At 69.9% G+C, this 13,802-nt stretch carries 11 protein-coding genes; 1 reads left to right on the top strand and 10 read right to left on the bottom strand.

Going from position 1 to position 13,802, the window contains the following annotated elements; genetic code table 11:
• Positions 1-38: 38 nt before the first annotated feature.
• Together AB0N02_RS27065 and AB0N02_RS27060 are read right to left on the bottom strand one after the other, a co-directional pair.
• The gene (locus AB0N02_RS27065; protein WP_363951937.1) at positions 39-995 is read right to left on the bottom strand and encodes a D-alanine--D-alanine ligase; all 957 of its coding nucleotides are present in this window, start codon (positions 993-995) and stop codon (positions 39-41) included.
• Between the two features lie 749 nt (positions 996-1,744).
• Positions 1,745-2,977 (bottom strand): PLP-dependent aminotransferase family protein, encoded by a 1,233-nt coding sequence (locus AB0N02_RS27060; protein WP_363951935.1) that lies wholly within the window; start codon positions 2,975-2,977, stop codon positions 1,745-1,747.
• A gap of 295 nt (positions 2,978-3,272) precedes the next feature.
• Between AB0N02_RS27060 and AB0N02_RS27055 the strand changes: the two genes are divergently transcribed.
• Positions 3,273-3,893: a GNAT family N-acetyltransferase gene (locus AB0N02_RS27055; protein WP_363951932.1), complete on the top strand. Its 621-nt coding sequence runs from the start codon at positions 3,273-3,275 to the stop codon at positions 3,891-3,893.
• 630 nt (positions 3,894-4,523) lie between these two features.
• Here the strand turns inward: AB0N02_RS27055 and trxA are convergent.
• The 8 genes from trxA to AB0N02_RS27015 all read right to left on the bottom strand — a co-directional run bounded on the left by trxA (position 4,524) and on the right by AB0N02_RS27015 (position 13,798).
• Positions 4,524-4,847, bottom strand: coding sequence for a thioredoxin (gene trxA, locus AB0N02_RS27050; protein ID WP_363951929.1), 324 nt, complete (start codon positions 4,845-4,847; stop codon positions 4,524-4,526).
• Between the two features lie 38 nt (positions 4,848-4,885).
• The gene (trxB, locus tag AB0N02_RS27045; RefSeq protein ID WP_363951927.1) at positions 4,886-5,818 is read right to left on the bottom strand and encodes a thioredoxin-disulfide reductase; all 933 of its coding nucleotides are present in this window, start codon (positions 5,816-5,818) and stop codon (positions 4,886-4,888) included.
• Between the two features lie 177 nt (positions 5,819-5,995).
• On the bottom strand, positions 5,996-6,886 hold the full coding sequence (locus AB0N02_RS27040) for a zf-HC2 domain-containing protein (RefSeq protein WP_363951925.1): 891 nt from the start codon (positions 6,884-6,886) through the stop codon (positions 5,996-5,998).
• Positions 6,876-7,481 (bottom strand): RNA polymerase sigma factor SigM, encoded by a 606-nt coding sequence (gene sigM / locus AB0N02_RS27035; RefSeq protein WP_363951922.1) that lies wholly within the window; start codon positions 7,479-7,481, stop codon positions 6,876-6,878. The genes AB0N02_RS27040 and sigM overlap by 11 nt, the downstream gene beginning before the upstream one ends.
• A 156-nt stretch (positions 7,482-7,637) precedes the next feature.
• Positions 7,638-9,146, bottom strand: a complete 1,509-nt coding sequence (locus AB0N02_RS27030) for a protein kinase family protein (protein WP_363951919.1) — start codon at positions 9,144-9,146, stop codon at positions 7,638-7,640.
• 195 nt (positions 9,147-9,341) lie between these two features.
• On the bottom strand, positions 9,342-10,946 hold the full coding sequence (gene murJ / locus AB0N02_RS27025; protein WP_363951917.1) for a murein biosynthesis integral membrane protein MurJ: 1,605 nt from the start codon (positions 10,944-10,946) through the stop codon (positions 9,342-9,344).
• Positions 10,947-10,983: 37 nt separating this feature from the next.
• Entirely contained in the window at positions 10,984-13,230 is a 2,247-nt protein-coding gene (locus AB0N02_RS27020) for a DUF6049 family protein (RefSeq protein WP_363951915.1), read from the bottom strand.
• A gap of 46 nt (positions 13,231-13,276) precedes the next feature.
• Complete coding sequence (locus AB0N02_RS27015; RefSeq protein ID WP_363951913.1) at positions 13,277-13,798, bottom strand: YbaK/EbsC family protein; 522 nt, start codon at positions 13,796-13,798, stop codon at positions 13,277-13,279.
• Between the last annotated feature and the right edge of the window lie 4 nt (positions 13,799-13,802).

Below are 13,802 nucleotides of genomic sequence, written 5' to 3'. Positions count from 1 at the left end.
CGTGGATGGTCCGGCACCGGGCACGGGAGGCGGAGGGATCAGGCGGTGTGGCGGGCCGCGGCCTGCTCCAGGAGGATCTGGCAGACGGTGCCGAGATCGTTGCCGGAGGCCTCCACCGCCATGGGCAGCAGGGAGGTCTCGGTCATCCCGGGAGCGACGTTGACTTCGAGGAAGTGGGGCAGTCCCGCCCGGTCGACGATGAGATCGGTACGGGAGACATCGCGCAGACCGAGTGCGGTGTGGGCCGTGACGGCCATCTCCGCGCAGGCAGCGGAGACTTCGGGAGACAGCCGAGCGGGGGCGAAGAACTCGGTGTGTCCGGCGGTGTAGCGGGCCGCATAGTCGTAGACGCCCGTGTCGGGCACGATCTCGACCGGCGGGAGGGCCGTCGGCCCCCCGCCGAGGTCGACCACGGAGACGGAGACCTCGACCCCCTCGACGTAGCGCTCGATCAGTGCGGTGTCGCCGTAGGCGAAGCAGCCGACCATGGCCGAGGGAAGCTCCTCGGCGGTGCGGACCATCGACGCGCCGAGCGCGGAGCCGCCCCGGGACGGCTTGACGAACAGCGGGAGGCCGAGACGCTCGATGATGCGGGCCAGCACCGCGGAGGCGCCGAGATCGTGGAAGGTCTCCTTGGGAAGCGTCACCGATTCGGGGGTGCGCAGGCCGACGGAGCGAACGACCGCCTTCGCGGTCGGCTTGTCGAAGGCGACCCGGCACGCGTCGGGGCCGGCGCCCACGTAGGGGACGGAGAGGAGTTCGAGCACCGAGCGGATGGCGCCGTCCTCACCGGCTCCGCCGTGCAGGGTGACGAAGACCGCGTCCGGCGGATCGGCGAGCACGTAGGGCACGAGTGAGGCGTCGGTGTCACGTGTCTCCACCGAGACCCCCACTCCGCGCAGCACCTCGCTCACGCGGCGGCCCGACCGGAGGGACACCTCTCGCTCGTAGGACAGTCCACCTGCCAGGACGAGCACGTGGCCCAGATCACTCATCCGAAAATACCTCTCTTCACGGCCTACGCCGAGCCTTCTTGGTCGCTCTCACCACGACCGGGACGATCGCCGTGCAACGGCGCCGGAAGTCACCGTACGACACGACATCGGAAGTCACCGTACGGCACGACGTTCCCGATGACGTCACGGCACGACGCCGGAGCATCGCTACGGCACGGGCAATATGGTGCGCGGTACGGTACGGGAGATGTCGGCGCGGTACGGCACGGCGGCGGAACGCGGACGGGGCACGCCGTGTGCAGGACGGTGGGACACCGTGTGCAGGACCTGTAGGACGTCGTGCGTAGACACGTAGGACGCCGTGCGTAGGGCACGGTGTCGCGTTCGTGCCGCGCCGAGCCGCCGTACACGTGATGCGGCGTGGTGCCCACAACGCGGTGTGGTGCCGATGTACGACGCGGTGCGGTGCCGTACGTACGGAGTGGGAAGCCGTTACGCGGCGCGGCGTGCTGTCAGGCGTACGGCGCGCTGTCCACGGCACAGCGGGCTGTCCAGGGCGCGGCGGGCCGTCGTGTGCGGCGCGGTGTCCGCTGTGTGGGGTGGCCCGTACGGCACTCGCCACGCGGAAGCACCCCACACGAAAGCGCCCCCACGCGGAGGCAGCGGCCACATGGAAGCGGCGGCCACGCGGAGACCCCCACGCGGAGGCAGCGGCCGCGTCTCCCCCGGCACGCCGAAGGTGGGCGTCTCCGTCCGGAGACGCCCACCCCGGTCATGAGGCCGGGACGTCAGGCGAGATCGGGTCCCGGGGTGTCGACTCCGACGCGGTCGGCGGAGGCGCCGGGCCCGAACGTGTCACGCACCCGCAGCTCCTGCTCGATCACCCCGGCCAGGCGGCGGACGCCCTCGCGGATGCGCTCCGGCTCCGGGTAGCAGTAGGACAGCCGCATCTGTCGCGTGCCGCCACCGTCGGCGTAGAAGCCGGTGCCGGGAACGAAGGCCACCCGCTCGGCGACCGCCCGCGGCAGCAGCGCCTTGGAGTCCAGTCCCTCCGGGAGCGTGGCCCAGACGAAGAAGCCGCCCGCGGGACGGGTCCAGGTGCAGCCCTCGGGCATCAGGGCCTCCAGGGAGCTGAGCATGGCGTCCCGCCGCTCGCAGTAGAGCTCCCTGAAGGTCTTGATCTGCTCACGCCACGGCTGGGTGGCGAGGTACTGGCCGACGGCGAGCTGGGCGAAGGTGGAGTGGGACAGGACGGCCGACTCCATCGCCAGCACCAGCTTGTCGCGGATGGCGTGCGGGGCCAGTGCCCAGCCGACGCGGAAACCGGGGGCCAGGGTTTTGGAGAACGAGCCGAGGTAGACGACCCCGTCGGAGTTGTCGGCCCGCAGTGCCCGCATGGCCCCGCCGTCGAAGCCGAGCAGGCCGTACGGGTTGTCCTCCACGACCAGCACGCCCGCCCGCTGGCAGATGTCCAGGATCTGCTGCCTGCGCGCCACGTTGAGCGTGACTCCGGCCGGGTTCTGGAAGTTGGGGATGGTGTACAGGAACTTGATCGGGGCCCCGGCCGTCTGCAGCGCGTAGACGGTCTGGGCCAGTGACTCGGGGATGATCCCCTCGTCGTCCATGGCGATGTGGACGACCTTGGCCTGGTAGGCGGAGAACGTGCCCAGTGCCCCCACGTATGAGGGTCCCTCGGCGAGGATGACGTCGCCGGGGTCGATGAAGATGCGGGTGACCAGGTCGAGGGCCTGCTGCGAGCCCACGGTCACCACGACGTCGTCGGCGTTGGCCTCGATCCCCTCAAGGCGCATGACATCGCAGATCTGCTCGCGCAGGTGCGGGTCACCCTGGCCGGAGCCGTACTGGAGCGCGACGGGACCCCTGCGGGCCACCAGGTCGGCGACGAGCTCTCCCACGACGTCGAGGGGAAGAGCGGTGACGTACGGCATGCCACCGGCGAGCGAGACCACTTCCGGCCTCGACGCGACGGCGAAAAGAGCTCGAACCTCGGAGGCGACCATCCCGGTAGCTCGTGCGGCATACCGATCGACATAGGCATCGATCCGCGACCCTTGGGACGCGATGGTCTGACCGTGATCTGACTCTTGGGGCACGGTCCACCTCCTCGGTTACGGGGAGCACACGGTGCTCGAGCTAGAGAAACCAGGGTACGGCAGTGGCGGTTGTCGTCTGCGTGTGGGGACGGGACACCCTGAAACCAGGGGCCTCCCTGAGCTACGATGCCAGCTGGAGACGCCGTTTTCGTGCGTTTTTCGCCATGGCTTGCACTCGTCTCGCCAGGATTGGGGCCAACAGGTGTCGCGTCGGCTGGCAAACGTCACCCTTGACAATCTCGACGACCTGCCGTACCGGTGCCGCCGGTGCGTCTTCTGGGAGCTGGATCCCGTCAACGGGAACCGCGCGATCGAGGCGGGTGATCCCGGCCTGGAGAAAGAGGCCTGGATCTCCTCGACCCTGCTGGAGTGGGGCAGCTGTGGAAAGATCGTCTATGTGGACGGCGTGGCGGCGGGCTTCGTGCTCTACGCGCCTCCGCACCATGTGCCGCGTTCCGTGGCGTTCCCGACCTCCCCGGTCAGCGCCGACGCCGTGCTGTTGATGACGGCGCACATCATCCCGGAGTTCTCCGGCGGCGGCCTCGGCCGGATGCTGGTCCAGGGCGTGGCCAAGGACCTGACCCGGCGCGGGGTGCGGGCGATCGAGGCGTTCGGCGATCTGAAGTGGGAGCAGCCGGGGGCGTGCGTGATGTCCGCCGACTACCTGCTCTCGGTGGGATTCAAGACGGTCCGGCCGCATCTGCGTTTCCCCCGGCTCCGCCTGGAGCTCAAGTCCGCCGTTTCGTGGCGTGAGGACGTCGAGGTGGCGCTGGAGAGGCTGCTGGGCTCCATGAGTCCGGAAAGGGCGCTGAGACCCGTCTGAGACGACTTGAGCGCCTTCGAGGCCGGTGGGTCGGCGGGGGGCCGGCACGTCCTGGATTCTTGAGAAGGCACCGTAGATCTTCGAGACCGCGCCGTAAAGCTTCGGAGCCGGTCCCGTAGATCTACGGGGGACCGCGCCGTAAAACTTCGGGACCGGTCCCGTAGATCTACGGGACCGGACACCCGTCCCCGCTCCTGTCCTTCGTGCCTCCGGCCGCGTCTGCCCGGATCGGGCCGCCTCCGTGAGAGGCACCGCTCTCCTCTCTCCTCGCGGAGGGCCACCGAGACGGAGAAGACCGCCAGGCCCCTCCCCGGGCGCCCTCCGGCGCGGTGCGGAAAGTCCCCAGCGGAATGGGGCGAGGGCGGGGGGATGTGCGAAAGCCCCCTGCGGTGGGGCGCGAGGGGGCTTTCACTGGGTGGATGCCGCATGAAGCGGTGGTACGGCATGCGCCGTGGGGCGCGCAGGCCGCAGGGGGCTCTCGGCCCCGCCCGGCGATCCTGTGCGCGCCGGGACCGTCCCACGGCGCCTCGTAGCGGTCTCACCGATCGCCGCGGCACGCCGTGACGACCTCTTCCACCTTGAGGCACCGCCTGGACGATCCCCGTCACGGCGGGATCCGCGGGACGGGATCTAGATGATGCCCTCGAGCTCGCGAAGCAGCATGGCCTTCGGCTTGGCGCCGATGATCTGCTTCACAACCTCTCCGTTCTTATAGACGTTCAGGGTCGGGATCTGGAGTACGCCGTAGGTGCCGGCGGTCGACGGGTTTTCGTCGACGTTGAGCTTGACGATGGTCAGCTTGTCGGCCTGCTCATTGGCGATCTCCTCCAGGATCGGAGCGACCTGACGGCACGGGCCGCACCATTCCGCCCAGAAGTCGACGATCACGGGCTTGTCGCTCTTCAGGACGTCGGCGTCGAAGCTGGCGTCGGTCACGTTCTTGATGGCGCCCAAGGTTCCTGTGCTCCCTCTTTGCGGTGGTGTGGTGTGGGTCAGCTCTCGTGCTCGGCCAGCCATCGCTCGGCGTCCAGAGCCGCGGAGGTGCCGGTGCCGGCCGCGGTGATGGCCTGGCGGTAGATGTGGTCGACGACGTCGCCCGCGGCGAAGACGCCGTCCAGGTTGGTGCGCGTGTAGGGGGAGTCGACCTTGATGTAGCCCTCGTCGTCGAGCTCGACCTGGCCCTTGACCAGCTCGGTGCGGGGGTCGTGCCCGATGGCGATGAACAGGCCGGTGGCCGCGAGCTCGCTCTCCTCGCCGGTCTTGAGGTTGCGCAGGCGCACCGCGGAGACCTTGGAGTCGCCCAGGACGTCGACGACCTCGCTGTCCCAGACGAAGCGGATCTTCTCGTTGGCGAACGCGCGCTCCTGCATGATCTTGCTGGCGCGCAGCTCGTCGCGACGGTGCACGACGGTCACCGAGCTGGCGAACCGGGTGAGGAAGGTGGCCTCCTCCATGGCGGTGTCGCCGCCGCCGACGACCACGATGTCCTGGCCGCGGAAGAAGAAGCCGTCACAGGTGGCGCACCAGGAGACGCCGTGTCCGGACAGGCGCTTCTCGTTGGGCACGCCCAGCTCGCGGTAGCCGGAGCCGGTGGCCAGGATGACGGCCTTGGCGTGGAAGGTGTCGGTGGCGGTCCTGACGACCTTGGGGGTGACGGTCAGGTCGACCTCGACCACGTCGTCGGCGATCAGCTCGGCACCGAACCGCTCGGCCTGCTTGCGCATGCTGTCCATGAGGTCGGGACCCATGATGCCGTCGGGGAAACCGGGGAAGTTCTCCACCTCGGTGGTGTTCATCAGGGCACCGCCCGCGGTGACCGAACCCTCGAAGATCAGCGGCTTGAGGTCGGCGCGCGCGGTGTACACGGCCGCGGTGTAACCGGCGGGACCCGATCCAATGACGATCACATTCCGGACGTCGATCACTGCTGCGCCTTTCCCTCTGTCGTTGCCAGTGGCGTCAACAGATCCTAGGCGTCGGTGATTCCCACACGGCGCGAGGAGGCCCGGCATGGACGAATCCATACCGGGCCTCCCCTTGACACGGGCCGCCGCCGGCGGCGCCTTGGACCTGTTTCCAGGGCCCGAGTCCGTACCGCGGGCCTATCTCCAGTGCGCGAGGGTGGGCTTGCGCACGGCCTCGCACTGCGGGCCCAGGACGTGGACACGCACGGTGTTCTCGGCCTGGTTCTTCCAGAAGACCATGATGTTGGCCTCCTGACCGTTGTAGAAGCCCTGGTCCACCGCGAACGGGGCCTTGCCGACCTTCTTGGAGACCTGCTGGACGCACTGGGCGAGCTTGGAGCTCGCCTCCTGGTCCTGCGCGTCCTCCACGATCTGCGCCGGGCCGATGTACTCCAGCAGTGATCCGCGGAGCTCCTGCTCGGTGTAGTTCCAGTTGCTGTCGGTCAGCTGGTAGCCGTCGTTCACCGAAGGGGCGGCTATGACGGACGGAGTGGTGACCGTCGGCCCGGTGGCGGTGAGCATGCCGCTCGTCACCACGGCGGCGCCCACCACCGCGGCCGCCGCGCCCGCCGCCACGGCCGGCAGCGCCCAGCGGCGCCGTCGCGTGGCCTTGCGCCGGGTGACCGGTCTGACGGTGCCGTCGTCACCGACGACCCCCAGTCTCGGCACCGGTACCGGCTCCGGTTCGGGCGAAACCGGCTCCGGCTCGGGGAGAGGCGTCGTCTCCCACGGCGCGTCGCGCATTATGTCGTCCCAGGCCGGTGCTTCCACCAGCCCCACTCCACCTCCACGGAAGCTTTCGGCCTCGGCGGCCAGCGCTCGGTCGATCCGGAGTGCGACCCCCATCGGCATCGCCGGTGTGGGAGTCGCCGCGAGCACCTCACGAACAGCTGCGAGGTCGGCGAGGCTTTCGCCACAGGGGTCACAGATCGCGAGATGCTCGCGTACCTGCAGGGCCGTGGCGGCGTCGAGAAGACCCTCGGCCAATTCGGCGAGGATCTCCAGGTCGTAGTGCGTATCACCCGTCACGAAGTTCTGCTCCCTTCGCGGATGAGACGCGAGTGAGGTCGGATCGGTTCCGCAGGTGCGAAAGAATTGGGGCGAGCTTGGCGCGTCCGCGCGCGCACCTGCTCTTCACGGTGCCGCTCGGCACCTCCAGGACCTGGGCCGCGTCCTCCACGGAGTAGCCCATCATGTCCACGAGCACGAGCGCCGCCCGCTGGTCGGCCGGCAGCAGCTTGAGCGCGGCGGAGACCTCCATGGAGACCTCGCGCTCGGCCGTCTGGTCGAGGACCGGCGCGTCGCGCTCGGCCGCCTCGACGAGCTCGTCGTCGGCGACGGGCCGCACGGACTTCCTGCGCATGCGGTCCAGGCAGGCGTTCACCACGATGCGGTGCAGCCACGTGGTGACGGCCGCCTCGCCGCGGAAGCTCTCGGCCTTGCGATAGGCCGAGACGAAGGCGTCCTGTACGGCGTCGGCCGCCTCGTCGGGATCGCCCAGCGTGCGCAGGGCGACCGCCCACATGCGGTCTCGGTGCCGCTTGACTATCTCACTGAAAGCGCGCGGATCCCCGGCGATGTGCCGGGTCAGCAGCTCGGCGTCGGACACTGCGGCCCGCGCCATCTGCTGGTCCGCCGCTGGCGGGGTCTCGGGTGGGGAATTCACAAGGAGAGTCCTGCTATGCCGATCCGGGGAGAACACCACTACGTGATAGATGGTGCCATGAAATCTCCCATGATCTGTAAGAAGCCGATTAAAAGCGATCAAATCGCTCTGGCGTCACTTGGTGGCGAGGACCTTCACGTCGTATACCGTGCCGCGGTACTTCCCCTGGTAGGTGGGGAGTTTGGTGAACCAGATCAGGACGTAGCGGCCCTTCTGCGGGGTGTCGGCGTTGAAGGTCTTCTTGCCCGCGGCGTCGGTGAACTTGTGGACGACCGACAGGCTGTTCAGGTCGGGTGAGTCACCGACCCTGAGCTCCACGGTGCCGCCCGAGCTCTCGGTGCCGAAGTCGACCGCCACCTGCTTGACCGGAACGTTCTGCCCCATGTCGAGCAGGAGACCGACCCCGGTCTTCAGCCTGCCGAAGTCGACCGACCCGTAGGACTCCGAGTGCCAGTCGGTCGACGGCTTGCCGTCCACGGCGTTGAGCGCCAGCTCGGGCCGTTCCTCGCCGTCGCCCAGCGGGTCGAAGCCGGTGACCGACAGCGACTCCACCTCGTGGGTCGCGACCGTGACGGTGGGCGTCGGGGTGGCCGTCACCCCGGCGGTCGGGGTCCCGGCGTTGCCGATGCTGCGGCCCAGCGTCCAGGCGCCCAGGCCGACGGCCACCATCACCAGCAGCACGACCACGGCCATGGCCACCTTGCTCAGCACTCCGCCGCCCGCGGGGGGCGGCGGCCGGTGCGGGATGTGCGGGACGGGCGGGGGCGCGGGACGCTGGGAGGACGCCGCGGTCTCCAGTCCGTCCGAGTGCGAGGCGGCCACCGGCAGCGCCGTCATCGGCATGGGCATCGGCATCGGCGTCGGCCGGGGAACCGAGCTGAGGGCGTCGGCGACATCGGCGGGCGTCGCGAACGGGGTGAGCGCGCGCCTGCTCTCCGGCAGCATCGCCCGGCAGGTGATGGTGTCGAGGTAGCCGGGCACGCCCGCGGTGACCTGGCGCGGCGTGCAGAAATGGCCGTCGTCCACGGGGGCCGGGGGAAGCCCGAGGTCCTCCTCGCCCGGCCAGTGGCCGGTCAGCCCGGCGTACAGCAGGCGGCCGAGGCCCTCGGTGTCGGCCCTGGCAGGCTCCTCGCTGGTGATGCCCGCCAGCGCGGCGTCGACGCCCATGCCGAGCAGCTTGACCGTGCCGCCCGCCGTCCACACCAGGTGCTCGGGGGTCAGGCAGAGGTGGGCGAGACCCGCCTCGTGGGCGTGGGCCACCGCCTCGGCGGCCTCCGCGACCAGCGCGGCGGCGCGCTCAGGCTCCAGCGGCCCCGCGGCGATCATGTCGGTGAGGGTCTCCCCGCTCACCCACTCGCTGACGACGTAGGAGTGGCCGTCGTCCTCGGTGGCGTCGAAGACCTGGGTCAACCGGGGGTCGGTGAGCCTGCTGGCGACGCGGGCCGCGGAGACGACCTCGTTCAGCCTGAGGAAGTCGGGGTCGAAGGTGTGAACGGCGACGGGCCTGGCGAGCACCTCGTCGATGGCCTTCCACAGGGTCGCCCCGCCGGACTCGTGGACACGGTCCTCAAGCCGGAAACGCTCGGCCAGTTTCGTACCGGGCTCGACGGCGGAGGAACTCATGAGCTCTCCACGATTGAGAACACGACAGCGCCCCACCAGGTTGACACATCAGGACACAGCACGCGATGCCGGGTGGTTCCGCCCACGCCCTCCTGCTTCCATTAGCCGCATGTCGCCACACGCGTTGCACCATGTTAGTCCCGCGCAGGTTCCGCCCGTGTTCTCCTTGTCAGACGCTTGGAACAACCCTTTGGGTTACCGGCGTACCCGGCCCGCGACCATTTCAACGACCGAACTCACCTCGGGGATGCGCATCCGGTGTGCGATGACCAAGTACAGAACCATACCGAGTCCGCCGCCCGCGGCCAGCATGACGGCCGAGCTGAGCGCGTTCAGGCCGGTCAGCTCCTGCGTGGTCCACAGCACGCCCAGCGCGACCAGCGCGGCGGGCAGCGCGGCCACGTACATCCGTGACAGCCCGGCGGCCACCGCGCGTCCCTGGAGACCGTGCACGCGGCGGCTGGCGAGGGTCCAGGCGACCGCGGTGCCCAGCACGTAGGCGACGGTGAAGGAGAAGGCCAGGCCCATCACGATGTACTGCGCCGGCAGGGTCACGTAGGCGAGGTAGCTGAGCGCGGCGTTCACCGTCACGTTGCCGACGGCGATGAAGACCGGCGTCCGGGTGTCGCCGAAGGAGTAGAAGACGCGCAGCAGCAGCTGGAAGATCGAGAACGGCGCCAGCGCCAGGCCGAAGACCTGCAGCACGTTGCCGATGTAGATCGCGGAGTCGACGGTCATGTTGCCCCACGAGAAGATCAGCGTGGTCACCGCGGGGCCGAGGACCATCAGCAGCAGCCCGGCGGGCACCAGCAGCGCGGAGACCAGCCGCACGCCGGAGGCGAACTCCTCCCTGACCGAGTCGAGCTGCCCGTCGGCCACGGCCCGGCTCATCCGGGGCAGCATCGCGGTGATCACCGAGACCGCGATGATCCCGTAGGGGAGCTGGAAGAACTGGTAGGCGTAGGCGTAGGCGGAGTTGCCCGCGCCGGGGGCGCGCTCACCGGCGCCGGAGGCGAGCTTGGTGGTGATCAGGAAGCCGAGCTGGCTGACCCCGACGTAGGCGAACGTCCACACCGCGGTGCGGCCCATCTCCCCGAGCCCCGCCTCGCGCAGGTCCAGCCGGGGCCGGAACCGGAAGCCGACCCGGTGCAGGGAGATGACCAGCACCACGCACTGGGCCACGATGCCCGCCGTGGTGCCCAGCCCCAGCAGGGCCAGGTCCGCGTCGCTCACCGTGTTGATGTCCGTGCCCGCCAGACCGAGCTTCAGGTAGTAGAGGAGGGCGACGCCGATCATCACGATGTTGTTCAGCACCGGCGCCCACATCGGGGCGGCGAACCTGTCACGGGTGTTGAGGATCGCCCCGGCGATGGCCCCGACCCCGAAGAAGGCGATCTGCGGCAGGATGTACTGCGCCAGCCTGACCGCCACCTCGGTCTTCCTGGCGTTCCAGTCGGCGCTGTAGAGCCCGATCAGCGGCCCGGCCAGCAGCACGCCCGCCACCGCGACCAGCGTCAGCACGATGACGCCGAGCGTCATCAGCCTCTGCTCGTAGGCCCGCCCCCCGTCGGGGTCGTTGCGCTGCCGCCGGACGATCATCGGCACCACGACGCTGCTCAGGACGCCGCCGATGAGGAAGTCGAACAGGATGAGCGGGATCGTGTAGGCCACGTTGTAGGCGTCGCCGAGCGCGAAGGTGCCGATGGCCGCCGCGAGCACCGCCGTACGGATGAAACCCGTGACGCGGGAGACCATCGTGCCCGCCGCCATGACCGCGCTCGCGCGCAGCACCCTGCTCATTGTTCTTCCTCCGCCAGATCGCTGTGTCGCCAGGTGCTCACGACTCGTTGCCGGCCGGGGCGCTCGTCGGCCTCGGTGGCGCGGCAGTCGTCGTGCGGCGGGTTCCCCTGCGCCGCAGGACGCGCATGACGACGGCGGCCAGCATCACCACGAGCGCCGCCCCGACGATCACCAGCGCGATCCCGGTGTAGCCGGTCGTCCGCACCGTGAGCTCGACCGGCGCGCCGTATCGGCGCCCGTCACCGGTCATGAGCTGGACCTTCACCGTCGTCTGGCCGCTGGCCAGCACCCTCATGGGAACCCGGACGGTCTGGTTCTGACCGCCCATGATGGTCATCTCGTCGTTGTAGTTCTCGATCCTCAGCAGCCTGGGCTGCTCCGAGGTCACCTTGAGGCGGACCGAGACCTCGCTGCCGCGGCCCGTCAGGCTGTTGCGGACGCTGATCGGCACCTCGCCGTTCGTGCCGGCCAGCGTACGCAGCGGGGACTGCTCGTTGCCGGTGATCGAGACCTGGCGGATGCGGTCGTCGACCGCCGTCCCCACCTGCGTGACGTACGGCGCCGCGGCCTCGCCCCTGCCCCGCCAGGCGGAGGAGGACAGGCGCAGCAGCGCGGGGTCGAACACGTCGATGTCCTGGCTGGTGGTGATCACCGCGGTCAGGTCGGCGCGGCGGCCGACCCGCCGGACGCTCTTCATGTACGGCTTGCCGAGCTCGTCGTGCCGGTCCTGGTCGGTGTAGGTGAGGTCGGACCTGACGGGCGCGAGCCCCTTGCCCTGCTTCACCGCGTCGAGGGTGGCGGGGGCGAGCCACGGCAGGACGCCGGCCGTCTTCACCAGGCTCGTCACGTAGGCGGGGTCGGGAGACCAGCGCCGGGGCGGGACGGCGATCACCGTCCGCGCGGCGCTCACCGGCTCGGAGGCGATCATGGCGGTCTCCGCGATGAACCGGCGGCGGTTCAGCGCGGCGGAGCCGGGCACCGAGATGTCCGCGCCGAGGGCCTCGCTCAGCACCGGGTCGGAGATCAGGGCGGTGACCGGGCCGTTCACGCTGTTCAGGGTCGCCGACGCGTCCGGTGTCGTGAGCGGCGGCGTCACGGGCGGCAGGGCGGCCTCGTCGAGCAGCACGGTGTCGACGCCGTCCGTGGCCAGCTGGTCCAGGCCGTCGTAGTCGATGCGCCCGTTGACCGGCCAGTTCACGTCGGTGACGACGTCGCGGCCGAGGAAGTCGCGGCCGACGAGCCTGGCCGCCTCGATCGCGGCCTTCGTGGAGTCGTCGACGCCGTTGTGGACCAGGGCGGCGACGTCGGGGTCGGCGTAGGGGGTGGCCACGACCGGGGCCTTGGCGAGCGCCTTGTGGAGGGCGGTGAGCCAGGCGGTGACCGAGACGTCCGCCGGCCGGTTCTCGACCTTGTCCTTCGTCTTCAGCGCGTAGGGGGAGCCCATCGCCCGGGCGTCGTCGAGGAGCGCGGGGTCGAGCACCCAGGTGAGGTTCTTGGCCGACGAGGTGCTCTGGGCGATCTTCAGCAGGTTGCCGAGACGCTTGCCCGAGGCCATGGTGGCCGGCAGCCCGTTGTCGAGGAAGGTGGAGTCGACGGCCCTGCGGGGCTGGTCGACGATCGGCATGACCATGGCGAGCCTGGTGCGGGGCACCCTGGCGTCCTGGGGCATGTAGGTCAGGAAGGTGCGCTGGACGGTGACCTGCTGGCCGAAGGCGTCGAGCACCTCGATCATGATCGGGTAGGCCCCGAACTGCGAGACGCTCAGCTGCTGTGGGGTGAAGACGAACTCCCAGGGCGCCTTCTCCGAGGGCGCGAGGGTGCCGGGCTGGAGGTAGTGCTCGTCACGCCAGGCAGGCGGCTGCGCGCCCTGGCCGTTGGCGAACGCCTGCATGTCGGCGCGCCGCAGGAACGGCTGGGAGGCGTAGTGCATCCGGACGCGTATGCCGCTGATCGTCTGGGAACCGGTGTTCACGAAGGACCCGGAGATCCTGATCTCGGTGGCCGGGTCGCGCGGCACGTCGGGGGTCATCGTCTCGACCACCAGCTGGGGCGCCTGCCGGATCGCCGCGCCGGCCGGGGCGGTGGTCCCGGTGGTGGCGCCGGTCGTGGCCCCGGTGGTGGCCTCGGCGGTGCTCTGGGCGTTGGGCGTGGCACCGGCCCCGGTGCCGCTCAGTGTGCCGGCCCCCGTGTTCGTCTGGGCGTTCGCCGTACCCTGAAGAGCCACGGCCGCGGGGGAGAGCAGCGTGGCGGTCAGCGCGGCGAGCAACGTGATCTTGCGTGTCACGTGCAGGCCAGAGGTCGAGTACGGCGCACGACCGTAATGCTATGGCCTATCCGGCGAGCGGGAAGGTCGCCTGCTCCCTCCGTGACCGGGATTGGGCCAGGTCGATGGTTTTCCCTGAAACAAGTGTGAGCAGGTGATCGGCCCGGATCAGCAGGGCCGTACGGCGTTCTCCGGTGGGGGTGTGGACGAGTTCGGTGTTTCCGGCGAGCCGTTCGTCGACCAGTACGGTCAGCGCGTCGGGCAGCAGCAGCGGGCACACCAGCCCGGCGGCGTAGTCGGTCGCCGAGTTCACGGTGAAGGCGGAGGCGGGACGGACCCGGCGGGCGCCGAGGGCGCCGCCGACGGCGCCGGGCCTGGGAGGGAGGGCGACCGGGGCGACGACGGCCACGGGTTCGCGGCCGACGCGGCTCGTGACCTCGAAGACCGTGACTCCCACGCAGGTCGCCGGGCTCGCGGCCAGCAGCTCCGGCAGTTCCTCGGCGCACGTCATCGCGCGGGGAAGGCGTACGATCTCATGGTGGACCTGGTGTGCGAGGAGCCAGCGGTGGATCGCGAGAGCGTCCTTCATGTGT

This window comes from Streptosporangium sp. NPDC051022, from assembly GCF_040683035.1.
Taxonomy (GTDB): domain Bacteria; phylum Actinomycetota; class Actinomycetes; order Streptosporangiales; family Streptosporangiaceae; genus Streptosporangium.
This window is presented reverse-complemented; position numbering and strand designations above follow the sequence as displayed.